The 25,467-nt window shown below is 64.5% G+C and carries 23 protein-coding genes; 19 read left to right on the top strand and 4 right to left on the bottom strand.

Going from position 1 to position 25,467, the window contains the following annotated elements; translation table 11 throughout:
- Positions 1 to 11 precede the first annotated feature (11 nt).
- Complete coding sequence (locus tag LPA35_RS00300) at positions 12 to 920, bottom strand: SDR family oxidoreductase (RefSeq protein ID WP_055398892.1); 909 nt, start codon at positions 918 to 920, stop codon at positions 12 to 14.
- 359 nt (positions 921 to 1,279) lie between these two features.
- Here LPA35_RS00300 and LPA35_RS00295 point away from each other — a divergent pair, with 359 nt between their 5' ends.
- From LPA35_RS00295 to tolA, 12 genes are all read left to right on the top strand, one after another.
- Positions 1,280 to 1,561: a DUF427 domain-containing protein gene (locus tag LPA35_RS00295; protein ID WP_055398894.1), complete on the top strand. Its 282-nt coding sequence runs from the start codon at positions 1,280 to 1,282 to the stop codon at positions 1,559 to 1,561.
- A 565-nt stretch (positions 1,562 to 2,126) separates the two neighbouring features.
- Entirely contained in the window at positions 2,127 to 2,765 is a 639-nt protein-coding gene (locus LPA35_RS00290; RefSeq protein WP_228894321.1) for a DUF938 domain-containing protein, read from the top strand.
- A 13-nt stretch (positions 2,766 to 2,778) separates the two neighbouring features.
- A complete protein-coding gene (locus LPA35_RS00285; protein ID WP_055398898.1) occupies positions 2,779 to 3,075 on the top strand; it encodes a 2Fe-2S iron-sulfur cluster binding domain-containing protein in 297 nt (98 codons plus the stop codon).
- Positions 3,076 to 3,291: 216 nt separating this feature from the next.
- The gene (locus LPA35_RS00280; RefSeq protein WP_228894319.1) at positions 3,292 to 4,977 is read left to right on the top strand and encodes a DUF2235 domain-containing protein; all 1,686 of its coding nucleotides are present in this window, start codon (positions 3,292 to 3,294) and stop codon (positions 4,975 to 4,977) included.
- Positions 4,978 to 5,152: 175 nt separating this feature from the next.
- A complete protein-coding gene (gene ribBA, locus LPA35_RS00275; protein WP_218299233.1) occupies positions 5,153 to 6,274 on the top strand; it encodes a bifunctional 3,4-dihydroxy-2-butanone-4-phosphate synthase/GTP cyclohydrolase II in 1,122 nt (373 codons plus the stop codon).
- A 5-nt stretch (positions 6,275 to 6,279) separates the two neighbouring features.
- Positions 6,280 to 6,744: a 6,7-dimethyl-8-ribityllumazine synthase gene (gene ribH, locus LPA35_RS00270; RefSeq protein ID WP_121419471.1), complete on the top strand. Its 465-nt coding sequence runs from the start codon at positions 6,280 to 6,282 to the stop codon at positions 6,742 to 6,744.
- Complete coding sequence (nusB, locus tag LPA35_RS00265) at positions 6,741 to 7,298, top strand: transcription antitermination factor NusB (RefSeq protein WP_121419470.1); 558 nt, start codon at positions 6,741 to 6,743, stop codon at positions 7,296 to 7,298. Before ribH ends, nusB begins: the two co-directional genes overlap by 4 nt.
- A gap of 108 nt (positions 7,299 to 7,406) precedes the next feature.
- A complete protein-coding gene (locus LPA35_RS00260; RefSeq protein WP_228894318.1) occupies positions 7,407 to 8,591 on the top strand; it encodes a pyridoxal phosphate-dependent aminotransferase in 1,185 nt (394 codons plus the stop codon).
- Positions 8,592 to 8,597: 6 nt separating this feature from the next.
- Positions 8,598 to 9,017 carry a tol-pal system-associated acyl-CoA thioesterase gene (gene ybgC / locus LPA35_RS00255; protein ID WP_121419468.1) on the top strand — a complete coding sequence of 140 codons (420 nt, stop codon included), beginning with the start codon at positions 8,598 to 8,600 and terminating at the stop codon, positions 9,015 to 9,017.
- Entirely contained in the window at positions 9,014 to 9,727 is a 714-nt protein-coding gene (gene tolQ / locus LPA35_RS00250; protein WP_055398908.1) for a protein TolQ, read from the top strand. Before ybgC ends, tolQ begins: the two co-directional genes overlap by 4 nt.
- Positions 9,728 to 9,741: 14 nt before the next feature.
- Entirely contained in the window at positions 9,742 to 10,170 is a 429-nt protein-coding gene (locus LPA35_RS00245) for an ExbD/TolR family protein (RefSeq protein WP_055398910.1), read from the top strand.
- Between the two features lie 30 nt (positions 10,171 to 10,200).
- Entirely contained in the window at positions 10,201 to 11,169 is a 969-nt protein-coding gene (gene tolA, locus LPA35_RS00240) for a cell envelope integrity protein TolA (RefSeq protein WP_121419467.1), read from the top strand.
- A 118-nt stretch (positions 11,170 to 11,287) separates the two neighbouring features.
- Here tolA and LPA35_RS00235 read toward each other — a convergent pair whose 3' ends face one another.
- On the bottom strand, positions 11,288 to 12,628 hold the full coding sequence (locus LPA35_RS00235; RefSeq protein ID WP_055402920.1) for an MFS transporter: 1,341 nt from the start codon (positions 12,626 to 12,628) through the stop codon (positions 11,288 to 11,290).
- Between the two features lie 247 nt (positions 12,629 to 12,875).
- Here LPA35_RS00235 and cyoA point away from each other — a divergent pair, with 247 nt between their 5' ends.
- From cyoA to LPA35_RS00200, 7 genes are all read left to right on the top strand, one after another.
- Positions 12,876 to 13,931, top strand: coding sequence for a ubiquinol oxidase subunit II (gene cyoA / locus LPA35_RS00230; protein WP_121419466.1), 1,056 nt, complete (start codon positions 12,876 to 12,878; stop codon positions 13,929 to 13,931).
- A 65-nt stretch (positions 13,932 to 13,996) separates the two neighbouring features.
- Entirely contained in the window at positions 13,997 to 16,000 is a 2,004-nt protein-coding gene (cyoB, locus tag LPA35_RS00225; RefSeq protein WP_228894316.1) for a cytochrome o ubiquinol oxidase subunit I, read from the top strand.
- Positions 15,993 to 16,628, top strand: coding sequence for a cytochrome o ubiquinol oxidase subunit III (gene cyoC / locus LPA35_RS00220; RefSeq protein ID WP_055402914.1), 636 nt, complete (start codon positions 15,993 to 15,995; stop codon positions 16,626 to 16,628). Before cyoB ends, cyoC begins: the two co-directional genes overlap by 8 nt.
- A 2-nt stretch (positions 16,629 to 16,630) precedes the next feature.
- Positions 16,631 to 17,059 carry a cytochrome o ubiquinol oxidase subunit IV gene (gene cyoD / locus LPA35_RS00215; RefSeq protein ID WP_055402912.1) on the top strand — a complete coding sequence of 143 codons (429 nt, stop codon included), beginning with the start codon at positions 16,631 to 16,633 and terminating at the stop codon, positions 17,057 to 17,059.
- The gene (locus LPA35_RS00210; protein ID WP_228894314.1) at positions 17,059 to 17,898 is read left to right on the top strand and encodes an SURF1 family protein; all 840 of its coding nucleotides are present in this window, start codon (positions 17,059 to 17,061) and stop codon (positions 17,896 to 17,898) included. The genes cyoD and LPA35_RS00210 overlap by 1 nt, the downstream gene beginning before the upstream one ends.
- Entirely contained in the window at positions 17,879 to 19,207 is a 1,329-nt protein-coding gene (locus LPA35_RS00205; RefSeq protein WP_228894311.1) for an ATP-binding protein, read from the top strand. Before LPA35_RS00210 ends, LPA35_RS00205 begins: the two co-directional genes overlap by 20 nt.
- 4 nt (positions 19,208 to 19,211) lie before the next feature.
- A complete protein-coding gene (locus LPA35_RS00200; RefSeq protein WP_121507064.1) occupies positions 19,212 to 19,775 on the top strand; it encodes a response regulator transcription factor in 564 nt (187 codons plus the stop codon).
- 162 nt (positions 19,776 to 19,937) lie between these two features.
- On the opposite strand, the gene LPA35_RS00195 is transcribed toward LPA35_RS00200, so the two are convergent.
- Together LPA35_RS00195 and acnB are read right to left on the bottom strand one after the other, a co-directional pair.
- Entirely contained in the window at positions 19,938 to 22,556 is a 2,619-nt protein-coding gene (locus LPA35_RS00195) for an ankyrin repeat domain-containing protein (protein WP_228894310.1), read from the bottom strand.
- A 203-nt stretch (positions 22,557 to 22,759) separates the two neighbouring features.
- The gene (gene acnB / locus LPA35_RS00190; protein ID WP_055393150.1) at positions 22,760 to 25,345 is read right to left on the bottom strand and encodes a bifunctional aconitate hydratase 2/2-methylisocitrate dehydratase; all 2,586 of its coding nucleotides are present in this window, start codon (positions 25,343 to 25,345) and stop codon (positions 22,760 to 22,762) included.
- Positions 25,346 to 25,467 lie beyond the last annotated feature (122 nt).

Genomic DNA, 25,467 nt, shown 5'->3' with positions numbered 1-25,467 from the left:
CTCTGGGGAAATCAAGCCCTTGCGGCCAAGGCCTTTCCAACTTCGTTGGTTCCTTGGGCTGCGCCACTTTGTGGTACTTGCTCGCCGGCACGGTCCGTCACCTGGGCCAGGTGGGCCGCCAGTTGCTCGGGCACATCAGCGCCAATGCCCAGATGAACGCCCTGCGTCAGGGTGATGTGGGCGGCCTCGAACGTGCCCGCACCCGCACACAGGATGGTGCGCGTGGGCGCGCTTTCGTGCGCCAGCACCAGCATGGCGGGCACCACGGCCTCGGGCTTCAGGGCGTCCAGCACTTCCTGGGGCATCAGGCCCTCGGTCATGCGCGTGGCGGCCGTGGGGGCCAGGGCGTTCACGTGGATGTTGTACTTGGCGCCCTCGATGGCCAGGGTCTGCATCAGCCCCACCTGGGCCAGCTTGGCCGCGCCATAGTTGGCCTGGCCGAAGTTGCCGTACAGGCCGGTGGACGACGTGGTCATCACGATGCGGCCATATTGCTGGGCCACCATGTGCGGCCACACGGCCTTGCAGCAGTTGGCGGCGCCCATCAGGTGCACATCCACCACCAGGCGGAAGTCGTCCATGCTCATCTTGGCGAACGACTTGTCGCGCAGGATGCCTGCGTTGTTGACCAGCACATCCACCCGGCCCCAGGCGTCGATGGCCTGCTGCACCATGGCCTCGACTGCGGCAAAGTCGGTGACGGATGCGCCGTTGGCCAGCGCCTCGCCGCCCGCAGCACGGATCTCATCGACCACGGCCTGCGCCGCACTCACTGTACCGCCGCTGCCGTCCACCGCGCCGCCCAGATCGTTGACCAGCACCTTGGCGCCGCGCGCTGCCAAAGCCAATGCATGCTGGCGGCCCAGGCCACCGCCTGCGCCCGTCACGATGGCCACACGGCCTTTGAAATCAATACCCATGGTGAAGGTTCTCCTGTCCTGTTGTCTTGGTTGGTCCATCAATCAGTGGAATAGAAACGAAACGCATCTCTCTAAACTGCCTCTGGCGCCCAGCCCCAATGTGCGGGCACCGCGCGCTGCACTGTAAGCCACGCGGCGCTGGCCGCCGGTTGCGCAGGCGACTGAATAAATGAAGGCATATCCGTCTAAAACCCTGCGTTCCCAGAGGCCCGTGCACAGCTGCGGCGCATTGGGAATAATCAGCCTCGCAATCCCGTTCCGGGGGCTTGCTGCCGCAGCGGCACCCCTTTACTCACAATTTCATAGCTAACAGCGCTTATAAATCAAGCGCCAGCGGCCATTTTTACCAAGGATTTCCCATGAAAGCAGTCTGGAACGGCGTAGTAGTTGCCGAAAGCGACGACACCGTGGTGGTGGAGGGCAACCACTACTTCCCCGAAAGCGCACTCCACCGCGACTACTTCACCTTCAGCAACCACAAGACCACCTGCGCCTGGAAGGGCCAGGCCAGCTACCTGTCGCTGCTGGTCAACGGCGAAATGAACACCGACGCCGCCTGGTTCTACGCCGACCCCAAGCCCGAAGCCGAAGAAATCAAAGGCCGCGTGGCGTTCTGGAAGGGCGTGAAGGTCACCCCCTGAACACCCCGGAGCCCACTACCTGCGGGTTATCCCTGCCAGCACTGGACAATCATGTGGATAAGTTTTGACAAGCCCTGTATGACAACGCCAAGTGCTTGATTTATAAAGAATCACCCTGCACTGCCTCATTTTTAGGCAACGCAGAACACCATGGCGATGGTTATCCCGTTCTGCACTGGACAATGGTGTGGATAACCTTGGATAAGCCTTGTATGGACGCTTTAAGTGATTGATTTACAAGGAATATCCTTGTGACGCTCAAAAAACAGGCAATTACAAAACCCGATCCGCCCCCGCCGCCAACGCCCTCAAACGGCCCCCAAACCCCCGGTTATCCCTTCCCGGACTGGACAATCTTGTGGATAACTCTGAACAAGCCTTGTATGACAGTTTTAAGTCATTGATTTACAAGGAAACTTCTTATACCGCTTAAAAAACAGGCAGCGCAGCCTGGACAAAGCATCTGAGGTACAGTCCCCGTCGGCATTCTTCGAAGTGCTCCTTATTTCATAGCTACTAGCGCTTACCAGATAAGCGCTAGAGGCTAAAAATACCAAAATATTTAGTGACCACCGCCCCCCTCCAGCACAGCCCCGCCGCCGAACGCAACCAGGGCCCCATCCTGGCGAAGCTGCTGGCCCTGTTGCCACCTACCGGCGCTGCGCTGGAGATTGCCAGCGGCACCGGCCAGCACGCCGCGCACTTTGCAACCGCCTTGCCCGGCTGGACGTGGCAGCCCACAGACCTGCACAACAACCACTTCGCATCGATCACCGCCTGGGCCGAGCAGGCCGGTGCCCGCAACGTGCGGGCGCCACAGCGGCTGGACGTGCTGCATGACCGCTGGCCCAGCGAAGGCCCGGCGTTCGGCGCCGCGTCGTTCGACCTGGTCTACTGCGCCAACATGCTGCACATCGCGCCCTGGGCCTGCTGCACGGGGATGATGCAAGGCGCCGCCCGCCACCTGACGCCGGGCGGCCACCTCGTCACCTACGGCCCGTATCTGGAAGATGGCGTGCCCACCGCGCCTGGCAACCTGTCTTTCGACGCCAGCCTGCGCGCACAAGACGGCGACTGGGGCATCCGCCGCATCGAAGACGTGGCCGCCGTCGCCGCCCAGGCCGACCTGCAACTGGCCGCACGGCATGCGATGCCCGCCAACAACCTGCTGCTGGTTTGGACACACGCCTCCCGCAACGCTTGAAGAAACGCACCCCATGAACACACCCACCGCAGCCCCCTTTTTCATCGCCAAGGTCGAGCCCGACGGCCAGCAATGCGACGCCTGGCCCGAGCAGCCCCTGCTGTTGTCGCTGGAGCAAGGCGGCATCGACTGGCCCAGCTCCTGCCGCAACGGCACCTGCCGCACCTGCCTCGGCATGCTGATCGAAGGCGAAGTGCGTTATGCCATCGAGTGGCCCGGCCTGTCTGCCGAAGAAAAGGCCGAGGGCTGCGTGCTGCCCTGCGTGGCCTACCCGGCAAGCGACGTGCGGTTGCAAGCGCAAAGCATCTGACGTTGGCTGAAGGGGCCTGCCCCCTGCCCCGGCTCGCCCCTCCCCGAATGGCGCTTTCCTGCTTGCCATGCCCGGCAGTAGTCACCCAGAATCTGCGGCACATACATTGAGGACTTACGCCAATCGGGATGCAGCAACCGGCTTTGCCGTGGGCGTGTCGCTTGCCTGAGCACTGTTTGCGTCAGTCATGATTGATTGCAGAGCGAGGGGGACTTCATGAACGCACTTGCCACACCGGCCGCAGTAGCCACAAATCCACCGCGCGCCGCCTACCGTCCCCCCACCCGCAAGGACATCCTGACCCAGTGCATCGCGGCGGACGCGCAATGGGCCGAAAAGCCTGGCCGCAACCTGGTGCTGCTGTTCGACGGCACCGGCAACATTCTGGGCAACCAGCAGGACACCAACGTGGTCAAGCTGCTGCGCATGCTCGGCAAGGGCCACGACCCATCGGGCAAGGAGCCCACCCAGCTCGTTTACTACGACCCCGGCGTGGGCACCACCAACGAGTTCCCGGCGGACGGCATCGTGTCCGAGGCCAAGAACCAGCTGCGGCAACTGGCAGGGCTGGCACTGGGCAACGGCGTGTTCCCCAACATCGCAGAGGCCTACCGGTTCCTCGTCAATACCTACCAGCGGGGCGACCGGATCTACCTGTTCGGCTTCTCGCGCGGCGCATTCACGGCGCGGTCGGTGGCCGGGATGATCAACATGTACGGCCTGATCCACACCGAGGGGCTGCCGCTCATCGAAACGCTGGTGCGCACCTACTTTGCGCCGCGCGGCCACAAAAACCAGGCTGGCACCAAAGACCGGGAGAAATTTGCGGAGGACGTGATCCACAACTTCTCGCTGGGCCGCACGCCGCTGGTGCACTTCGTGGGCGTGTGGGACACGGTGGAGGCCATCGGCCTGGGCGGACTGGGCAGCATCAAGATCAGCAACTCCACCGACTTCGACTGCAAGCGCTTTGCCCACGTACGCCATGCCATGTCGCTGTATGAATCGCGCAGCAAGTACACGCCCCGCCGCTACGAAGACCCGCACTTCACCGCCGAGGAGCAGCCCTGGCGCAGCTACGACCAGCGCTGGTTCCGCGGCGTGCACAGCGACGTGGGCGGCTCGTACGCGCGCGACGGGCTGTCCAACATCACGCTGGCCTGGATGGTGGACGAAGCCGCTGCGCAGGGCTTGCGGGTGGACAAGAGCCGGCTGCAGCCCGGCGACCCGCTCACCGCCATGCACGACCAGGCGTATGACTGCCCCTACTGGGTCTGGACCGGCCTGAACGCCCGTGGCCGTGAGACCAGCGACTTCATCGACCCCACGGCCCGCCCGGTGGGCGGCGCCGTGCCCGCCAGCACCGTGCCGCGCACGCAACCCTGGCGCTGGATGGGCATAGCGCTGGCAGCCGCCACGGCCGTGCTGTACGCCATCACCACCCTCGCTGGCTACCGCGCCTGCGACCTGGATACCGCGCCGTTGTGGCTGCAGATTCTGCCCACGGGCTTTCAGCTGTCGGCCCACTGGCATGCCAGCTGGGAGGTGATGTGCAACGCCGAGGGCGTGCGCCGCGTCATCGCCTTGGATTGGGCCCTGCTCGCCTGCTACACCCTGTGGCTGGCCTACCCGGTGGCGTGGGCCGTGCGGCGGTTGGTCGCGCGGGCCGTGCCGCAGGGCCGGGCCCTGGGTGGCCTTTGGCGCCATGCACACTGGGCGATGGGCACGCTCGTGGTGTCGGACCTCGTGGAAAACTTTGCCACGCTGCACATGCACCTCGCCCACTGGCCCACAGTGCTGACGGTGGCCAGCGGCGTCAAGATGCTGTCCCTGATGCTGCTGACCGGCTTGATCGTGGCCGGCGCGCTGGCCGGGCATGACGGCGGCCGCTCGACTGCGTGATCCGCTCGGGCCGCGCCCCAAGTGAACTAAAATCTCGGCTTTCGGGGCGCAGAGCGCTCCCGCACCGTGCGGCCAGCCCCGCACTGCCCGCTCTTTGGAATCGACCCTCCCGGGTCGTGGCCGGACAGCGTGCGGTGCGCGCCACCCGCGCGGCCCACCGAAAGCCCGCCCTTCCATGACCTCCCCCCTCACCCCCGTGCCGATCTCCCCCGTCGAGGACATCGTGGCCGAGATGCGCGCCGGGCGCATCGTCATCCTGGTGGATGAAGAAGACCGCGAAAACGAAGGCGACCTCGTCCTGGCCGCCGACCACGTGACGCCCGAGGCCATCAACTTCATGGCCCGCTTCGGCCGGGGCCTGATCTGCCTGACATTGAGCCGTGAGCGCTGCGAGTTCCTCAAGCTGCCCCCCATGGCCGCGCGCAATGGCACGGTGTACAGCACGGCGTTCACCGTCTCCATCGAGGCGGCCGAGGGTGTGACCACCGGCATCTCGGCGGCCGACCGTGCCCGCACCGTGCAGGTGGCGGTGGACCGCAACTCCAAGCCCACCGACCTGGTCCAACCCGGCCACATCTTCCCGCTACAGGCCGTGGACGGTGGCGTGCTCATGCGCGCAGGCCATACCGAAGCCGGTTGCGACCTGGCCGCCATGGCAGGCTGCAGCCCCGCATCGGTGATCTGCGAGATCATGAAGGACGACGGCACCATGGCCCGCCTGCCCGACCTGCAGCTGTTTGCGGCTGAGCACGGCCTGAAGATCGGCACCATTGCCGACCTGATCGAATACCGCAGTCGCAACGAGTCGCTGGTCGAAAAGGTCGGCACGCGCACGCTGCAGACCGCCTACGGCGAATTTACCGCCCACGCCTTCCGCGACAAACCCAGCCAGGCCGTGCACCTGGCGCTGGTCAAGGGCCAGTGGAGCACCGACGACGTGGTACCTGTGCGCGTGCACGAGCCCCTGTCGGTGTTCGACGCGCTGGAGGTCAACCGCTCCATGCACTCGTGGGGCCTCGATACCAGCCTGCAATACCTCGTCAAGCAAGGCAAGGGCGTGGCCGTGCTGCTCAACTGCGGTGAAAGCGCCGCCCAGCTGCTGGCCCAGTTTGAAGGCACCGCCCGCGCGGCGCAGGCCCCCGAACGCGGCCGCATGGACCTGCGCACCTATGGCGTGGGCGCGCAGATCCTGCGCGAATGTGGCGTGCACAAGATGGCTCTGATGGGCCAGCCCCGCCGCATGCCCAGCATGGCGGGCTATGGCCTCGAAATCACCGGCTTCATCCCCAAGGAATAAAGAACATGTTTGGCGCAGACAAAGGAACAGCGGACAAGCTGGACGGCAAGAAATTGCACATCGGCATCGTGCAGGCCCGCTTCAACGAGAGCATCACCAACACGCTGGCGGCCGCCTGCCGCGCCGAGTTGCTCGCGCTGGGTGTGCAAGAGAAAAACATCAAGCACGTGCTGGTGCCCGGCGCGCTGGAGGTGCCCGTGGCCTTGCAGGCCATGGCCGAAAGCGATGAATTCGACGCGCTGATCGCGCTGGGCTGCATCATCCGTGGCGAGACCTATCACTTCGAACTGGTGGCCAACGAATCCGGCGCGGGCGTCACGCGCCTGTCGCTGGACTACCAGATCCCGATTGCCAACGCCATCATCACCACCGAAAACGTCGAGCAGGCCATCGCCCGCCAGACCGAAAAAGGCACCGATGCCGCCCGCGTTGCGGTGGAAATGGCCAACCTGCTGGACGAGCTGTCATGAGCGAAAACACCCCCACGCCGTCCTCGGCACGACCGCCCAAGCAGGCCCGCACCGGGCTCAAGAGCACGGGCACGCGCAAGGCAGCCTCCAAGTCCAACCGCAGCCGCGCGCGCGAATTCGCGCTGCAGGCGCTGTACCAGCACCTGGTGGGCGGCAACGATGCGCACGCCATCGACGCGTTCACCCGCGACCTGGCGGGCTTTCACAAGGCCGATTCGGTGCACTACGACGCACTGCTGCACGGCTGCATCAACACCGCCGCCGACCTGGACGCGCTGATCACCCCGCTGCTGGACCGCAAGATGGCCGAGATCTCGCCCATCGAGCATGCCGTGATGTGGATCGGCGTGTACGAGTTTCAGCACTGCCTGGACGTGCCATGGCGTGTGGTGCTCAACGAGTGCATTGAACTTGCCAAAGAGTTTGGCGGCACCGATGGCCACAAGTACGTGAACGCCGTGCTCAACGGCCTGGCCCCCAAGCTGCGTGCGCTGGAAGTGGCGGCCGACAAGGCCCCGGGCGCAATGCCTGGCGCGCCCGCCGACGAAGCCTGAGCGCCCCCCGCCGAAAGGCTCTCGCGCGTGCAACCCACTGCCACGCACGGGGCCTTCTTTCTTGAGTTTCCGAGCAACACCCGACCCGCACGGGCAGGACACCTTCCCATGAAGTTTTCCACGCGCGCTGAGCGCATCGAACCGTTCTATGTGATGGAGGTCGCCAAGGCCGCGCAGGCCCTGGCCCGCGAGGTGGCGGGCACGCGCGTGCCGATGATCTTTCTGAACATCGGCGAGCCGGACTTCACCGCGCCGCCCCTGGTGCAAGAGGCCGCCGCGCGCGCCGTGCACAGCGGCGCCACGCAGTACACCAACGCGCTGGGGCTGGATGCGCTGCGCGAGCGCATCAGCGGCTGGTACCAGAGCCGCTTTGGCGTCAACGTGCCTGCACGCCGCATCGTGGTCACGGCCGGTGCTTCGGCCGCGCTGCAGCTGGCGTGCCTGGCGCTGATCGAGTCGGGCGACGAGATCCTGATGCCCGACCCCAGCTACCCCTGCAACCGCCACTTCGTGAGCGCCGCCGAGGGCAAGGCCGTGCTGCTGCCCACCACGGCCGCAGAACGCTACCAGCTGAGCGCCGACAAGGTGCGTGCGGCCTGGACGGACAAGACGCGGGGTGTGCTGCTCGCATCGCCGTCCAACCCCACCGGCACTTCCATCGCGCCCGGTGAGCTGCGCCGAATCCACGAAGTGGTCCGAGCGCATGACGGCATCACGATGATCGACGAGATCTACCTGGGCCTGTCGTACGAGGAAGAGTTTGGCCACACCGCACTGGCCATCGACGACAACATCATCAGCATCAACAGCTTCAGCAAGTACTTCAACATGACCGGCTGGCGCCTGGGCTGGATGGTGGTGCCCGAAGCCATGGTGCCGGTGGTCGAGCGCCTGGCGCAGAACCTGTTCATCTGCGCCAGCACCGTGTCGCAACACGCGGCGCTGGCCTGCTTCGAGGCAGAGAGCATTGCTGAATACGAACGCCGCCGCGCCGAGTTCAAGGCCCGGCGCGACTTCTTTATCCCCGCCCTGCAGTCCATGGGCCTTTCGGTGCCGGTGATGCCCGACGGTGCCTTCTACGCCTGGGCGGACTGCACGCAGGCCGCCGAGCGCCTGGGTGTCAGCGGCAGCTGGGACTTTGCTTTTGAGCTGATGCGCCGTGCGCACATCGCCGTGACGCCAGGGCGTGACTTCGGCACGGCCGAGCCAGAACGGTTTGTGCGCTTTTCCACCGCCAACTCCATGGCGCAACTCCAAGAGTCTGTGGCGCGGCTGCGCAGCGTGCTGGGGTAACGCGCGATGGCATTCGAGTTTCCCATCCGCGTGTATTGGGAGGACACCGATGCCGGCGGCATCGTGTTCTATGCCAACTACCTCAAATTCTTCGAGCGCGCTCGCACCGAATGGCTGCGGTCGCTGGGCGTGGGTCAGCAGCGATTGCGGGAACAAACCGGGGGCATGTTTGTCGTAACCGATGCCCAGCTTCGCTACCACCGGCCTGCACGGCTGGACGATGAACTGATTGTTACCGCCGCCCTGCAGGCCTCGGGCCGCGCATCGTTGACAATAGTGCAGCGCGCGCTCCTGAAACCAGAGCAGATGACCGAACAAGCCCCTTTGTTGCTGAGCGAAGGCACCATCCGCATCGGATGGGTTGATGCTGCCACCATGCGCCCCGCAAGAATTCCGAACACCCTGCTGGAACAACTCTCACCATGAACTCCCAAGACATGTCCATCATCACCCTGGTGCTGCACGCCAGCTGGGTGGTGCAACTCGTGATGCTGCTGTTGCTGGGCGTCTCCGTCGCCAGTTGGGCAGCCATCTTCCGAAAGCTGTTTTCGCTCAAGCGCGTGAAAGCGCTCAATGAGGATTTCGAGCGCGAGTTCTGGTCGGGCACCAGCCTGAACGACCTGTACGCCAGTGCCGCACAAAACGCCAAGCAGGCCGGTCCCATGGAACGTATTTTTGCCAGCGGCATGCGTGAATACCAGAAGCTGCGTGAGCGCCGCATCGTGGACCCCGGCACCCTGCTCGACGGCGCACGCCGCGCCATGCGCGCGAGCTTCCAGCGCGAGATGGACGTGGTCGAATCGAGCCTTTCATTCCTGGCGTCGGTCGGCTCCGTGTCGCCGTACGTAGGCCTGTTTGGCACCGTGTGGGGCATCATGCACGCGTTCACCGGCTTTGCGGGCATGGAGCAGGTCACGCTGGCCACCGTGGCGCCTGGCATTGCCGAAGCCCTGGTGGCCACCGCGATCGGCCTGTTTGCCGCCATCCCCGCTGTGATCGCCTACAACCGCTTTGCCCGCGACATCGACCGCGTGGCCACGCACCAGGAGACCTTCATCGAAGAGTTCTCCAACATCCTGCAGCGCAATCTGGGCGCCCAGCCCGCACCCGCAGGCCATACGGCCTCGGGCCACTGAGCACGGAGGCCCACATGCCCGCCATGGCATCCCGCGGTCGAGGCCGCCGCACCATCAACGAGATCAACATGGTCCCGTTCATCGACGTGATGCTGGTGCTGCTCATCATCTTCATGGTGACGGCGCCCATGCTGACGCCGGGCGTTGTTGATGTGCCCAGCGTGGGCAAAGGCAAGAACATGCCCAAGGTGGTGGCCCAGGTCATCGTCAACAAGGACGGCACGCTGCAGTTCAAGACGCCCGAAGCCACACGCAGTCTGAACCAGCGCGAGATCGGCGACGCGGCCAGCCGCTGGCAGAAGGCCCAGGGTGCTGACAGCGCCAGTGCCGTGGTCATCAGCGCCGACAAGGGAGTGCAGTACGAAAACGTGGTGAAAGCCATGGATGCCTTGCAAAAGGCGGGCGTGCAACGCGTGGGTCTTTCCGTCAAACAGGGTGGTTGAACCGAACGCACGCCCGCCGCTCTGAAGCCCATGCACGCCCACAACGACCGCGACCAGTTTTCCCCGCCCCGCCCCCCGGCACGCTTGCGCGCCATTTCACTGGCGGTGCTTGTGCATGTCGTGCTCATCGGTGCGCTCACCTGGGGCGTGAACTGGAAGAACAGCGCCGACCAGCCTGCGGTGGAGGCCGAACTGTGGGCTGCGGTGCCCCAGCAGGCCGCACCACGCGCCGTGGAGCCCCCGCCGCCACCACCCGCTCCCCCGGAAGTGCGTCCGCCCGCTCCGCCACCACCACCGCCCCCCCGCGCCGTGGAGCCGCCCGACACGCGCGAGGCGGACATCGCCATCGAACGCGAAAAAAAGCGCCTGGAGCAGGAGAAGAAGGCGCGCGAGCAGCAGCTGGAACGTGAAAAGCGCGAACGTGAGCGCAAGGAAGACGAACGCCGCGACCGCCTGGAGCAGGAAAAGAAGGAACGCCTGCAAAAGGAAAAGGAAAAAGAAAAGGAACAGCGCGAAAAGCAGCTGGCTGAGCAGAAGAAGGCCGAGCAGGACAAGCAAAAGAAGCTGGCCGAAGACAAGCGCAAGGCGGACGAAGCCGCCAAGCGCAAGGCCGACGCGGAGGCCAAACAGCTGGCAGAACAGCGGGAAGCCAACCTGCGCCGCCTCCAGGGCCTGGCGGGGGCCACGGGCGGCGAGAACGCCACAGGCACAGCCCAGCGCAGCGCTGGTCCGTCGGGCAGCTATGGCGGCAAGGTTGCAGCCAAGGTCAAGCCCAACATCGTGTACCCCGACGCGATCTCAGGCAACCCGCGCGCCGAGGTGGAAGTCCGCCTTTCGCCCGATGGCACCATCGTGGGCAAACGCCTGGTGCAGTCCAGCGGCAACAAGGCCTGGGATGACGCAGTGCTCCGCGCCCTGGACAAGACCGAGACCCTGCCGCGCGATGTGGATGGCCGCGTGCCGCCTTCACTGACCATTGGCTTCAGACCACAGGACTGAGCCTTCACAAAAAAAAGCGCCCGGTAGTACCGGGCGCTTTTTTTTAGAGCATTTTTAGCCTCTAGCGCTTTGTAGAAAAGCGCAAACAGCTATACAAACAATAGCAAATCTCTGCCCCTTACCGGTCCCGGCGCTCCATGCGCCGATTCAGGTTCAGCGCGCCCAGCGTGCAGGCCACGCCCGACAGCAAATACACCGTGACCGCCAGCAGCCCGAACTGGGCCGACAGGTACAAGGCCACCAGCGGTGCAAACGCGGCGCCAATGATCCAGGCAAGGTCGGCCGAGAGAGCGGCGCCCGTGTAGCGGTATTGGGGCGAAAAATTGGCCGTGACCGTGCCCGACGCCTGGCCATACGACAAGCCCAGCAGCACAAAACCCAGTAGAAGGAACATGGTGCTGCCCACCTCGCCCGAGTTGAGCAGCACGGGGGCCATGAAGCTGAACACACCGATCAACACCGCCATGCCGCCCAGCAGCTTGCGGCGGCCCAGGTGGTCCGACAGCCAGCCAGACACCATGATGGCCCCCGCTGCCAGAAAGGCGCCTACGATCTGCACGCCCAGAATCTGGGTCACTGGCTGGTCCGAATACAGCGTGATCCAAGACAGCGGGAACACCGTGACCAGGTGGAACAGTGCAAAGCTGGCCAGCGCGGCAAAAGCACCCAGCACCACATTGCTGCCTTCGTCACGTATCACACGGCTCACAGGCACGGGCTGCAGTTCACGCTCTTGCAACAGCTCGGCGTATGACTGCCCCACCACCAGGCGCAGGCGGGCAAACAGGGCCACCACGTTCACGGCAAAGGCCACGAAGAAGGGATAACGCCAGCCCCAGGCCAGAAATTCCTGCACGCTGAGGCTGCTGTACAGATAGGCAAACAGACCCGCCGCCAGCACAAACCCGACCGGCGCGCCCAACTGTCCGATCATGGCAAACCAGCCCCGCCGTTCCTTGGGCGCCGACATGGCCAGCAGCGACGGCAGGCCGTCCCAAGAACCGCCGAGCGCCAGACCCTGGCCAATGCGCAGGATCAGCAGCGCCACCACGGCAGTCAGGCCCGCGTCCTTGTAGCCCGGCAAGAACGCCATCCCCACCGTGCACACGCCCAGCAGGAACAGTGCAATGGTCAGCTTGGTGCCCCGGCCCCAGCGCCGCTGGATGGCCATGGAAATGGCCGTGCCCACCGGGCGCACGACAAAAGCGACCGCCAGCAGCGCAAACGCCATCAGCGTGCCATCCAGGCGCGAGAGGAATGGAAAGAGGAAGGACGGAAAGACGAGAACGCAGGCGATCCCGAAAACGAAGAAGTCGAAATACTCGGACGAGCGTCCGATGATCACGCCCACAGCAATTTCGCTGGGGGTCACGTCTTCATGCGTATCAGCCCGCGAGAGAGAAGCGGGGCTTTCTTCAAAGCCGGCCGCGGGGTAAGTGGCAGAGGCGGGGCTGCTCATGAACAGGGCTCCTTGTCGTTGTTTGGATAAGACATTCTGGTTCTACACGCAAGTTTGATCTGGGACAAGTGCGGTTTCACTATGCCGTGTGCAGGACAACACCGCAGGGGCCGGAAATGCACCAAAGTGGGGCGCATTACTTTGACCTTGGACAAAATGTCCAATGTACAAAAAAGCTAGGGCTATTACATTCGACGGCACTTCGTTATCCGCGTTTACCCTTAAACGCCTTGGTTGCGCCTGTCACATGTCCAAACTACCTTTACCTCGCGTGCCTGTCTGGCTCGCCGCCATGGCCGCCCTGGGCAGCCTGGCTGGCTGCAGCAAGGCGGTCGTCCTCAACCCCGCCGGCGACATCGCGGCCCAGCAAGGCCACATGGTCATCCAGGCCACGCTGCTGATGCTGATCATCATCGTTCCGGTGATTGCCCTCACCCTGTGGTTTGCCTGGAAGTACCGCCAGAACAACACCGCCAACACCGAGGCCGACTACGATCCCGACTGGCACCACTCCACCACGCTGGAGCTGGTGATCTGGACCGTGCCGCTCTTGATCGTCATCGCCCTCGGCGCCCTGACCTGGATCGGCACCCACAAGCTCGACCCCTACCGCCCGCTGGACCGCATCTCGGCCAGCAAACCGCTGGACGCCCAATCCACCCCCATGGAAGTGCAGGTGGTGGCCATGGACTGGAAGTGGCTGTTCTTCTACCCTGAGCTGGGCATTGCCACCGTGAATGAACTGGCTGCGCCGGTGGACCGCCCCATCCTGTTCAAGCTCACGGCCACGTCCACGATGAACGCGTTTTACGTGCCCGACCTCGCCGGCATGATCTACGCGATGCCCGGCATGCAGACCGAGCTGAACGCCGTGATCAACCAACCGGGCGTGTACAAGGGCATGTCATCGCACTACAGCGGCGCTGGCTTCTCGGGCATGACGTTCAAGTTCCATGGCCTGAGCGAGAGCGACTTCGCGCAGTGGGTGGCCAAGACCAAGTCCGAAGGCAAGCCACTTACACGCCAGGCCTACATGGACCTGGCCAAGCCCAGCGAGCGCGACCCCGTGCAGCGCTTTGCCAGCGTGGAAGAAGGCCTGTATGACAAGGTACTGAACCGCTGTGTCGAAGACGGCAAGATGTGCATGCACCACATGATGGCCATCGACGAGAACGGCGGTGACGCCTATGTGCGCGCCGTGGGCCTGAATCTGCCGCAGGACGTATGCACCTCGCAGAACGCCGCCCAGGTGGTGGCCAGCCTGGAAGCCCGCCACGCACCGCGCGCCAACTCCGCCCAATGACCCGCCCTTGATTTGCCATGTCGGCGCCCGTGCCAAGCGGGTGTTGGCATCTTCCAAAGACCTTTATGTCCTCCGCACCTGATACCGCATCCCATTGGGCCTTGGGCCGAATCACCTGGGATTCCATACCGATGGCGCACGAGCCCATCGTGCTCTGGACCTTTGTCGCCACCGTGCTGGGTGGCCTGGCCGTGATGGCCGCCATCACCAAATTCCGCCTGTGGGGCACGCTGTGGCGCGACTGGATCTGCAGCATCGACCACAAGCGCATCGGCATCATGTACATGATCCTCGGCCTCGTGATGCTGCTGCGCGGCTTTGCCGACGCCGTGATGATGCGCCTGCAGCAGGCCATGGCCTTTGGCGACAACATGGGCTACCTGCCGCCGCACCACTACGACCAGATCTTCACCGCCCACGGCGTGATCATGATCTTCTTCGTGGCGATGCCGCTGGTCACGGGCCTCATGAACTACCTCGTGCCGCTGCAGATCGGCGCGCGCGACGTGTCGTTCCCGTTCCTCAACAACTTCAGCTTCTGGATGACCACGGCAGGCGCGATCCTGGTGATGGTGTCGCTGTTCCTGGGCGAGTTCTCCACATCCGGCTGGCTGGCACTGTCCAACCTGGGGGCGCAGCACCCCGGCGTGGGGCTCGACTACTACATCTGGGCCCTGCAGATTGCGGGGGTGGGCACCACGCTCTCGGGCATCAACCTGATCGTCACCATCATCAAGATGCGCGCCCCGGGCATGAACCTGATGCGCATGCCCGTCTTCACCTGGACTGCCCTGTGCACCAACGCGCTGATCGTGGCCTCGTTCCCGGTGCTGACGGCAGCGCTCGTGCTGATGTCGCTGGACCGCTATGTCGGCACCAACTTCTTCACGAACGACCTGGGCGGCAACGCCATGCTGTACGTGAACCTGATCTGGATCTGGGGCCACCCCGAGGTCTACATCCTGATCCTGCCGTGCTTCGGCATCTTCTCTGAAGTGGTGGCCACGTTCTGCAAGAAGCGGCTGTTCGGCTACACCTCCATGGTCTACGCCACGGTGGTGATCACCATCCTGTCGTACCTGGTGTGGCTGCACCACTTCTTCACCATGGGCTCAGGTGCGAGCGTGAATACCTTCTTTGGCATCACGACGATGATCATCTCGATCCCCACGGGCGCGAAGATCTTCAACTGGCTGTTCACCATGTACAAGGGCCGCATCCGCTTCGAGCTACCCATGATGTGGACCGTGGCCTTCATGGTGACCTTTGCCATTGGCGGCATGACCGGCGTGCTGCTGGCCGTGCCCCCGGCCGACTTCGTGCTGCACAACAGCCTGTTCCTGATCGCCCACTTCCACAACGTGATCATCGGTGGCGTGCTGTTCGGGCTGTTCGCCGGCATCAACTACTGGTATCCCAAGGCCTTTGGCTACAAGCTCGACCGCACCTGGGGCGTGCGTTCCTTCTGGCTGTGGGTGGTGGGCTTCTGGGTGGCGTTCGGCCCGCTGTATGTGCTGGGCCTGATGGGTGTCACGCGCCGTGCCAACCATTTTGAAGACCCGTCGCTGCAGATCTGGTTCGTGATCGCCGCCATCGGCGCCGCAATGATTGCTGCGGGCATCGCCTGCTTCCTGGTCCAGATCGTGGTGAGCTACCTCAAGCGCGACCAGCTGCGCGACCACACGGGCGACCCGTGGGATGCGCGCACGCTCGAATGGGCCACCTCGTCGCCCCCGCCCGACTACAACTTTGCCTTCACCCCTGTCGTGCATGAAATCGATGCGTGGTGGGACATGAAGAAGCATGGGTACCAGCGCCCGCTCGGCGGCTTTGCGCCCATCCATATGCCTGCCAACACCGGCTCGGGCGCGGTCATCTCGGCCTTGTCGCTGGTCTTTGGCTTCGCGCTGATCTGGCACATGTGGCTGCTTGCGGGCGTTTCGTTCGCGGCGCTGCTGCTGGCTTCGATCATCCACACGTTCAACTACAAGCGTGACTTCTACATCCCGGCGTCCCAAGTCGCCGCCACCGAAGAAGCCCGCACACTCCAACTGGCACGCCATGTCTGAACTCCGCCTCAACGCTGGCGCCGCCGCAGGCGCCCTGGCCCCGCGCGACTACCACCTTGCGCACGAGCCCCATCCCGAAAACGGCACCGCACTGGGCTTCTGGCTCTACCTGATGAGCGACTGCCTCATCTTTGCCGCCCTGTTTGCCACCTATGGCGTGCTGGGCCGCAGCTATGCGGCCGGCCCCACCGGTGCGCAGCTGTTCGACCTGACGCTGGTGGCCATCAACACGGCCTTCCTGCTGCTGTCCTCCATCACCTTTGGTTTTGCCATGCTGCGCAAGCAGCAAAAGGATGTGAAAGGCACGCTGCTGTGGCTGGCCGTCACCGGCTTCTTCGGCCTGTGCTTCCTGGGCCTCGAACTCTATGAGTTTGCCCACCTGATCCACCAGGGCGCCACGCCCCAGCGCAGCGCCTTCCTGTCAGCCTTCTTCACGCTGGTGGGCACCCACGGCCTGCACGTGACCTTTGGTCTGATCTGGCTGGTGGTGCTGATGGTGCAGATCGGCAAACACGGCCTGATCCCTGCCAACACCCGCCGCCTGATGTGCCTGTCGATGTTCTGGCACTTTCTGGACGTGGTCTGGATTGGCGTCTTCACCTTTGTGTACCTGATGGGAGTGCTGTAACTATGAGCGCACAACACACAACACACGCACACGGCGCGCATGACCATGGCGGCCACGACCACCACGGCGACGCGGAACCGCACAGCAGCCTGCGCGACTACACGATCGGCTTCGTGCTCTCGGTCATCCTCACGGCCATTCCCTTCTGGCTCGTCATGGCCAAGGTCATCGCCGACCGCAACACCGCCGTGCTGGTGCTGGGCGGCTTCGCCGTGATCCAGATCCTGGTGCACATGGTGTATTTCCTGCACATGAACGGCAAGGTCGAAGGCGGCTGGACCATGCTGTCCACCATCTTCACCGTGGTGTTCGTAGCCATTGCCATTGCGGGCACGCTGTGGGTCATGTTCCACATGAACGCGAACATGATGCCCGAGCACCCCACCCCCACGCCCGCAACGCATGAGGCGCCGGGCCACTCGACGCCCTGATGCCATTCCACCCCACAGCCCCGGTCCCCCAGTCCCGGCGGCTTCGCCAGGCGGTGCTCGCAGTTGTGGGCATCGCCTTGTTTTTGGGCTTTATCGCGCTGGGTACCTGGCAGGTGCAGCGCCGCGCATGGAAGCTCGCGTTGATCGAGCGCGTCGATCAACGCGTGCACGCTGCTCCTGTACCCCTGCCCTCCCGCCCAGAGTGGCCCCAGGTGAGTGCGGCCAGCCACGAATACCTGCCCGTCACCGCGCAGGGCCGGTGGCTGCCCGAGAAAACCGTGCTTACCCAGGCCCTGACCGAGCTGGGCTCGGGCTTCTGGGTGATGACGCCCTTGCAGCTGGCCGATGGCGCGCAGGTGCTGGTGAACCGGGGTTTTGTGCCGCAGGAGCAGCGCGCCCAATGGCTGGCAAAGCCTATGCCCGCCTCCATCCCCCCTACATCCACCACCGCGACTGTCCAGGGCCTGCTGCGCATGAGCGAGCCCGACGGTGGTTTTCTGCGCACCAACGCCCCGGCTGAGCAGCGCTGGTACTCGCGCGACATTGCGGCCATCGGCCATTGGCTGCAGTTGCCCGAGACTGCCCCCTTCTTCATCGATGCTGGGTTGCCTCCCGTACCAGGCGCCGCTGCGCCCCCGGCAGCGGACACCCGTTGGCCGCGCGCTGGCATGACGGTGATCCGTTTCCATAACAGCCACCTGGTCTACGCACTGACCTGGTACGGTCTGGCCCTCATGGTTGCGGGTGCTGGCTGGTATGTGGCACGCTACGAGCGCCGCCTGCGCGGCTTTGCGCGCCCTGCCACCACCTTCGCCCCTGATGACACCTCTTCGTCCTGATACTGCGACCGCCGCGCCACAGCGCAACGCACGCTCGGCCGATGCCGCCGCAGGCATCAAGAACCTGCAGCAGCTGATCGAGCTGCGCTGGATTGCCGTGGTCGGCCAGGTGTTCACCATCGAGATGGCGCACTACAGCCTGAACCTCACGCTGCCTGTGCGCGAGATGCTGCTGGTGGTGGGCTGCCTGGCGGTGTTCAACGTGGTGAGCCTGCTGCGGCTGCGCACCGGTGTGATGGTGCGCAATGTGGAGCTTTTTCTGGCCCTGCTGATCGATGTGGCCGTGCTCACAGTGCAGCTGTACCTGAGCGGGGGCACCAGCAATCCGTTCGTCTTCCTGTACCTGCTGCAGATCACGCTGGGGGCCGTGCTGCTGCGCGGCGCCTACATCTGGTCCATCGTGATCATCACGCTGCTGTGTTTTGGCGTGCTGGCCACACACCACCTGCCCCTGGAGTTGCCGCAGGACCTGCACCAGGGCCTGTCGAGCCTTTACGTGATCGGGTTGCTGGTGTGCTTTGTGCTCAACGCCACGCTGGTGGTGGTCTTCATCACCCGCATCAACCTGAACCTGCGTGAACGCGATGCGCGCCTGGCCGCAGCACGCCGCCGCCGCGTGGAAGAAGAGCACATCGTGCGCATGGGCCTGCTGGCCTCAGGCGCGGCCCACGAGCTGGGCACGCCGCTGTCCACGCTGGCCGTGATCCTGGGGGACTGGCAGCATGACAAGCAGTTGGCGGCCCACCCAGCGCTGAAGGAAGACATCGACGAAATGCAGGCCCAGGTGCAGCGCTGCAAGAGCATCGTGAGCGGCATCCTGCTTTCGGCCGGAGAGACACGCGGCGAAGCCTCCATGCAGACCACCGTGCGCACCTTTGTGGATGCCCTGGCAGAAGAATGGCGCAGCACCCGGTCGATGCCGCAGTTCATCTACGACAACGACTTCGGCGCGGATACGCCCATGGTGTCTGACACCACGCTCCAGCAGATGGTTTTCAATGTGCTGGACAATGCACGCGACGCCTCACCCGGCTGGGTGCGCCTGGCCGTCACCCGCAACGCCGATGCACTGCGCATCACGGTGACCGACGCAGGGCCGGGCTTTGCCCCCGACATGCTGGCCAAGCTGGGCACGCCCTACCAGTCCTCCAAAAACCGCCCCGGCGGTGGGCTGGGCCTGTACCTTGTGCTCAACGTGGCACGCACGCTGGGTGGCAGCGTGGCGGCACGCAACCGCCCCGAAGGGGGTGCCGAAGTAACCATCGAACTGCCACTGGCGGCGATCGCACTGCCTGAAGCCAAAGCCTGAAGCCATGAGCCCTACCGACGACGAAGAACGAGAACAAGCGCAACCACTGCTGCTCATCGTGGAAGATGACGAGGCCTTTGCCCGCACGCTCGCCCGTTCTTTCGAACGGCGCGGCTACCGCGTGCTGCAGGCTGCCAGCCTGCCCGAGGTCGAAACCCTGCTCGCACAACACACGCCCGGCTTTGCGGTGGTGGACCTCAAGCTCAAGGGCGAAGCCTCGGGCCTGGCCTGCGTGCAAAAGCTGCATGCCGCCAGCGAAGACATGCTGATCGTGGTGCTGACCGGCTTTGCCAGCATTGCCACCGCCGTGGAGGCCGTGAAACTGGGCGCCTGCCACTACCTCGCCAAGCCGTCCAATACCGACGACATCGAGGCCGCTTTTGGCCTGAAGGCGGGCAACACCGAAGTGGAGCTGACCAACCGCTCCAGTTCCATCAAGACGCTGGAATGGGAGCGCATCAATGAGGTGCTGGCAGAAACCGGCTTCAATCTCTCGGAAGCGGCAAGGCGCCTGGGCATGCACCGCCGCACCCTGACCCGCAAGCTGGAGAAGAAACAAGTTCGTTAGGCGGGCGCCGGAACCAGGGCTCAATATTTCAAGAAAATTGGCCACTAGCGCTTAAAGGGCCTCATTGTTAGCTATATTTTTTATAGCAAAACTCATGAAGACAGCCATCAACCGCCTCGGCCCATCCATAGACACCCTTTGCGCCTGAGGCCTGGCCTCACATCAGCGCTGGCGCTGCACCAGCCAGTGCTCCGCCTCTTGCTGCTTTCCAAACCGCGCCCAATCCAGCGCATTCTTGCCATGCGGGTCTTTGCGCCAAAGGTCCACACCCCGCACCTCCAACCACTCCAGCGCCTGGATGCGCCCTTTGGCAGCAGCCAGCATCGCAGGCGTCTCGCCCCGGCTTGCGGGCGCGGGCTCGTCGAGGGGCTGCCCCTGTTCGGCCAGCCACTGCAAACAAGGCACACAACCACTTTGCGCTGCCATATGCGCCGGGCCCCAGTCCCACCGGTTGCGGGCCGCCATGCTGGCCCCGGCCTGCACCAGGCGTTGGGCGGCAGCGAGGTGGCCGCCGTAGAAGGCGCGCAACAACGCGGTGTCGCCACGCTCGCTGTCTTTGTGTGTCTGGCGAAGGTCGGGCTCTGCACCAGCCTGCAACAGCAGCTCGATGTGTTCCAGCTGCCCCCGGTGGGCCGCCAGCATGAGCACGGACGAGCCGCTGGGCGCGAGCAGGTTGGGGTTGGCGCCCGCTGCCAGGGCTGCGCCCACGGCCTGGGCATCACCGGCGTCCTGCGCGTCGAGCAGCGCGTCGTCCACTGGAGAATACGACGCAGATGGCTGTACGGCGGCGGCGACGGGCGCAGCGGATGGACCAGGCAGAGCCGGGCGCACCAGGCCGACAAGGGACGGCCCCCAGATCCACCAGGCCAGAGCAACTGCCAGCAGCAGCAATCCCCAGGCCGGGCGCGAATGCCCGGAGCGGGCAGGCCGCTGTGCGCCAGGGCTGAAATGGCCCCGACGGTGCGACCAGGCCCGCGCGATGGATTGGCCCAACGCAGTGGCAGCCCCTTCGCCACTGACGCCGGGGGTCAACCGAACCAGGGTGCCATCGCGCTCGCGCGCATAGACAGCGAAATAAGGGGTCTCGCTGGCGCCGCTGCCGGTGGAATACAGCAGCTTGTGCACCAGGCTCTGGCTGGCCTGTCCGGGCAGGGCGTCTGCCCGCGACCACAGCGCAGAGTAGCGGCGCACGGTGATGCCCTCATCCCGCACAGACAGAGTCCAGCGGCAGGTGGCAGCCTGCAGGACAAAGGCAACCAGCAGCCACCAGGCGCCGGTGGCCACAAAGAAGTGTGGCAATGCGATGCCGCCAGAGCCGAAGCGGCCGTTCAGGAAGGCCTCCACCACAAGACCCGCCAGCACCAGGCCTGCAGCCCAGCGCCAGCCGCGACGGCTGAATTCAAACTGCCACGCATGCGGGGTCTCCAGCAGCGTAACGGAAGCGGGCAGGAGCAAGGCGCCCTCACCATCCAGGCCCGCTTCTCCTTCTCCGTGGGCCGGATCAGCGGGCGCGATGGGGGTCACTTTCTTCCAGATAGCGCGCCGGTCAAAGCGATCGGCCTGCTCGTGGCCAAACGCCTGTGGGGCTGCCTGCACGGGCACGTCGTAGGTCAGCTCTACATCCCCGCCCGGGGTGCGCAGCAACTCCAGCCGCCAGTCCACACGTTCACCAGAGCGCTGCGCGCCGTGCGGGGGCGCGTCGGGTGGCAGGTCAAAACGGGCCGTCAGCCGCAGTCCGCCATCGGCCGTGGGCTGCACGCGCGCGGTTTCAGAGAAAGACTCCACACAACGCTCCGGCGAACCGGAGCTCGATTCATCCACCCGGTACTGGGCCAGGCGCAGTTGCAACTGCTGGCCCTGCTGGTAGGCGGCGGCACGCTCGGGCAGGAGCAGTGTCATCTCGACCGGGTGGCCCGCACGCGGGACTGTGGGCAGTGCGGTCAGCTCTGCGCCCGCGTAGCGCCAGGCCATGTGGGTATGGCGCACCGACAGGGCCACCAGCCCCAGGCCGATCATCACGAAGAGGGAGATGAAGGCCTTGGCAAACCAGGGGGCGCTGGATTGGGTCCACAGCAGGGCTGCCATAGGGAACGCAATACCGCACCAGAAGATGGTGAAAAACCAGATGGCACCCACCGAAGTGCCGGAAGCGCCCTTCGCGAACAAGCTGGTGGGCGAGGAGCCCGGCTGAAGGCCGCCGCTGCCAGCTTCTGGCGATACCCCACCGGCCCTGACCAGACCCAGCAGGGTGTGCAGAAAAAACCAGGCCGCCACCAGCCCCACCAAGGTAAAAACCAGGGCAAACGGAATGCGGAAAATCTGCAGCGACCAGCGGATGGAGGGATCGATAAGCGACTGCGACGGATCGTGGGGATTGACCAGGACCGTGATGCCCTGCCCCCGTGCCTGCGCGCTCTGAAGACGCCCCGCCCACTGCCGTGGCCAGTCGTCGATGTTGTCGCTGTTGCCCCGCGCGTCCAGGCCGACGCGGGTGCCTTCGTAGGCCTTGCCCGCCACCTGATAGCGGTAGCGGGCCTGCACTTCGTAGGTGGCGCCATCGCTGCTGTGGTGCGTATTGAGTTCAGCCGACAGGACTTCGGCCTGCACAGGCTGCCAGCCACGCACCTGCAGGGCAGTATCGAGCGTACGGGCGAGGGGCTTGAGCCCGGCGTGGTAGCCGCCCAACCCAAACCCCAGAGCGAAGACCGCGCTGATCAGCAGCGCCGCGAGGCGTGCCCCTACGCTGCTGGTCTTGTCGGCATTGTTTTTCTCTCCTGCCATGGATGTCCCCCCATTTCGTTTTGTTTTTATGGCTGGAGCATAGCGACGAAATCATGACATTTGCGTGACAAACACGCGTCAATTGCGTGACACACCGTGGCATGGCTTGGCGATTGCGTGGTTTGCAACAAACATCCAGCGCCAAAAAAAAGCGGCTCCGAAGAGCCGCTTTTTGCTGGTCTATCCATCCCCGAGGGGAAGGATCAGGCGGTCACGCCGTCTGCCACTTCCTTGAACTCGGCGATCTGGTCGAAGTTCATGTACTTGTAGATCTTGTCGCCGTTCTGGTTGATGACGCCGATATCTGCCAGGTACTCTTCCTTGGAAGGAATGCGACCCAGCTTGGAGCAGATGGCCGAGAGCTCGGCCGAGCCCAGGTACACGTTGGTGTTCTTGCCCAGACGGTTGGGGAAGTTGCGGGTGCTGGTGGACATCACGGTAGCGCCTTCCTTCACCTGCGCCTGGTTGCCCATGCACAGCGAGCAGCCGGGCATTTCCATGCGGGCACCGGCCGCGCCGAACACGCCGTAGTGGCCTTCTTCGGTGAGCTGGTGCGCATCCATCTTCGTGGGCGGGGCCATCCACAGCTTGACGGGGATGTCCTTCTTGCCTTCGAGCAGCTTGGAGGCTGCACGGAAGTGGCCGATGTTGGTCATGCACGAGCCGATGAACACTTCGTCGATGGCAGCACCCGCCACGTCCGACAGCGTCTTGGCGTCGTCGGGGTCGTTGGGGCAGCAAACGATGGGCTCGGTAATTTCGGCCAGGTCGATCTCGATGACGGCCGCGTACTCGGCATCTTCATCAGGTGCCAGCAGCTGGGGGTTGGCCAGCCAGGCTTCCATGGCCTTGATACGGCGGCCGATGGTGCGTGCGTCGGCATAGCCCTGGGCGATCATGTTCTTGAGCAGCACGATGTTCGAGTTGATGTACTCGATCACGGGTTCCTTGTTCAGGCGCACCGTGCAGCCAGCGGCAGAGCGCTCGGCCGAGGCGTCAGACAGTTCGAACGCTTGCTCGACCTTCATGTCAGGCAGGCCTTCGATTTCCAGGATCCGGCCCGAGAAGATGTTCTTCTTGCCCTGCTTGGCCACTGTGAGCAGGCCTTGCTTGATGGCGTACAGCGGAATCGCGTGCACCAGGTCACGCAGCGTGACGCCGGGCTGCATCTGGCCCTTGAAGCGCACCAGCACCGACTCAGGCATGTCCAGCGGCATCACGCCCGTGGCTGCGGCGAACGCCACCAGGCCCGAACCTGCAGGGAAGCTGATGCCGATAGGGAAACGCGTGTGCGAGTCGCCGCCCGTTCCCACGGTGTCGGGCAGCAGCATGCGGTTGAGCCAGCTGTGGATGATGCCGTCGCCAGGCTTGAGCGAGATGCCGCCGCGCGTGCTGATGAAGTCAGGCAGCTCGTGGTGCATCTTCACGTCCACGGGCTTGGGGTACGCAGCCGTGTGGCAGAAGGACTGCATCACCAGATCGGAGCTGAAGCCCAGGCAGGCCAGGTCCTTGAGTTCGTCGCGGGTCATGGGTCCGGTGGTGTCCTGCGAGCCCACCGAGGTCATGCGGGGTTCGCAGTAGGTGCCGGGCACCACACCCAGGCCTTCGGGCAGTCCGCAGGCGCGGCCGACCATCTTCTGGGCCAGCGTGAAACCCTTGCCGGTGGCGGCAGGCACTTGCGGCAGGCGGAACAGCGTGGAAGGCGGCAGGCCCAGGGCTTCGCGGGCCTTGGCAGTCAGGCCACGGCCAATGATCAGCGGAATGCGGCCACCGGCACGCACTTCGTCGAACAGGACTTCGCTCTTGACTTCGAATTCGGCAATCACGTTACCGTCCTTGAGCGCCTTGCCAGCGTAGGGCAGCAGTTCGATCTCGTCGCCCATGTGCATCTGGCTTACATCCAGTTCGATGGGCAGTGCACCAGCGTCTTCCATGGTGTTGTAGAAGATGGGCGCAATCTTGCTGCCCAGGCACACGCCGCCGAAGCGCTTGTTGGGCACGAAAGGGATGTCTTCGCCCGTGAACCACAGCACGCTGTTGGTGGCGGACTTGCGGCTCGAACCCGTGCCGACCACGTCGCCCACGTAGGCCACCAGGTTGCCACGCGCGCGCAGGTCTTCGATGAACTTCACCGGGCCGCGCTTGCCGTCTTCTTCGGGCGTGATGCCGTCGCGCTTGTTCTTGAGCATGGCCAACGCGTGCAGCGGGATGTCAGGGCGGCTCCACGCGTCAGGGGCGGGCGACAGGTCGTCGGTGTTGGTTTCGCCAGTGACCTTGAGCACGGTGAGCTTGATGCTCTGGGGCACTTCGGGGCGGCTGGTGAACCACTCGGCATCGGCCCAGCTCTGCAGCACGGCCTTGGCGAAGGTGTTGCCCTTGTCGGCCTTTTCCTTGACGTCATGGAACTGATCGAACATGAGCAGCGTCTTCTTGAGCGCTTCGGCGGCGACGGAGGCCACCGCAGCGTCGTCCAGCAGGTCGATCAGGGGGGTGAGGTTGTAGCCGCCCAGCATGGTGCCCAAAAGCTGCGTGGCGCGCTCACGGCCAATCAGCGTGCACACCTCCGTACCGTGCGCCACGGCAGCCAGGTAGCTGGCCTTGACCTTGGCGGCGTCGTCCACACCGGCAGGCACGCGGTGCGTGATCAGGTCCACCAGCGTGGCTTCTTCGCCCGCAGGAGGGTTCTTGAGCAGCTCGATCAGCTCGCCGGTCTGCTTGGCGGTCAGCGGCAGGGGCGGGATGCCGAGGGCGGCGCGCTCGGCCACGTGGTCACGGTAGGCTTTCAACATCATTTTTCTCCGGTTGCGTTCTAAAGTGGGGCGGCGTGCAGCGCGGCGGCGTTTTTCGATAGCCGGGGCGCCTGCATGCGCGGGGTCGTGCGGTTTTCTTCTCTGTGGCGCTGCGCTGGTGA

It is taken from the genome of Acidovorax sp. Leaf73 (assembly GCF_916855635.1).
GTDB lineage: Bacteria > Pseudomonadota > Gammaproteobacteria > Burkholderiales > Burkholderiaceae_C > Acidovorax > Acidovorax facilis.
This window is presented reverse-complemented; position numbering and strand designations above follow the sequence as displayed.

Excerpts from the sequence above, each read along its gene's own strand:
- acnB (WP_055393150.1), bottom strand. The coding sequence starts at position 25,345 with ATGTTGAAAGCCTACCGTGACCACGTGGCCGAGCGCGCCGCCCTCGGC.
- cyoA (WP_121419466.1), top strand. The coding sequence starts at position 12,876 with ATGTCCAAACTACCTTTACCTCGCGTGCCTGTCTGGCTCGCCGCCATG.
- ribBA (WP_218299233.1), top strand. The coding sequence starts at position 5,153 with ATGACCTCCCCCCTCACCCCCGTGCCGATCTCCCCCGTCGAGGACATC.
- ybgC (WP_121419468.1), top strand. The coding sequence starts at position 8,598 with ATGGCATTCGAGTTTCCCATCCGCGTGTATTGGGAGGACACCGATGCC.
- LPA35_RS00285 (WP_055398898.1), top strand. The coding sequence starts at position 2,779 with ATGAACACACCCACCGCAGCCCCCTTTTTCATCGCCAAGGTCGAGCCC.
- LPA35_RS00300 (WP_055398892.1), bottom strand. The coding sequence starts at position 920 with ATGGGTATTGATTTCAAAGGCCGTGTGGCCATCGTGACGGGCGCAGGC.
- LPA35_RS00200 (WP_121507064.1), top strand. The coding sequence starts at position 19,212 with ATGAGCCCTACCGACGACGAAGAACGAGAACAAGCGCAACCACTGCTG.
- tolA (WP_121419467.1), top strand. The coding sequence starts at position 10,201 with ATGCACGCCCACAACGACCGCGACCAGTTTTCCCCGCCCCGCCCCCCG.
- LPA35_RS00260 (WP_228894318.1), top strand. The coding sequence starts at position 7,407 with ATGAAGTTTTCCACGCGCGCTGAGCGCATCGAACCGTTCTATGTGATG.
- cyoC (WP_055402914.1), top strand. The coding sequence starts at position 15,993 with ATGTCTGAACTCCGCCTCAACGCTGGCGCCGCCGCAGGCGCCCTGGCC.
- LPA35_RS00245 (WP_055398910.1), top strand. The coding sequence starts at position 9,742 with ATGCCCGCCATGGCATCCCGCGGTCGAGGCCGCCGCACCATCAACGAG.
- ribH (WP_121419471.1), top strand. The coding sequence starts at position 6,280 with ATGTTTGGCGCAGACAAAGGAACAGCGGACAAGCTGGACGGCAAGAAA.
- cyoD (WP_055402912.1), top strand. The coding sequence starts at position 16,631 with ATGAGCGCACAACACACAACACACGCACACGGCGCGCATGACCATGGC.
- nusB (WP_121419470.1), top strand. The coding sequence starts at position 6,741 with ATGAGCGAAAACACCCCCACGCCGTCCTCGGCACGACCGCCCAAGCAG.
- tolQ (WP_055398908.1), top strand. The coding sequence starts at position 9,014 with ATGAACTCCCAAGACATGTCCATCATCACCCTGGTGCTGCACGCCAGC.
- cyoB (WP_228894316.1), top strand. The coding sequence starts at position 13,997 with ATGTCCTCCGCACCTGATACCGCATCCCATTGGGCCTTGGGCCGAATC.
- LPA35_RS00280 (WP_228894319.1), top strand. The coding sequence starts at position 3,292 with ATGAACGCACTTGCCACACCGGCCGCAGTAGCCACAAATCCACCGCGC.
- LPA35_RS00210 (WP_228894314.1), top strand. The coding sequence starts at position 17,059 with ATGCCATTCCACCCCACAGCCCCGGTCCCCCAGTCCCGGCGGCTTCGC.
- LPA35_RS00235 (WP_055402920.1), bottom strand. The coding sequence starts at position 12,628 with ATGAGCAGCCCCGCCTCTGCCACTTACCCCGCGGCCGGCTTTGAAGAA.
- LPA35_RS00295 (WP_055398894.1), top strand. The coding sequence starts at position 1,280 with ATGAAAGCAGTCTGGAACGGCGTAGTAGTTGCCGAAAGCGACGACACC.
- LPA35_RS00195 (WP_228894310.1), bottom strand. The coding sequence starts at position 22,556 with ATGGCAGGAGAGAAAAACAATGCCGACAAGACCAGCAGCGTAGGGGCA.
- LPA35_RS00205 (WP_228894311.1), top strand. The coding sequence starts at position 17,879 with ATGACACCTCTTCGTCCTGATACTGCGACCGCCGCGCCACAGCGCAAC.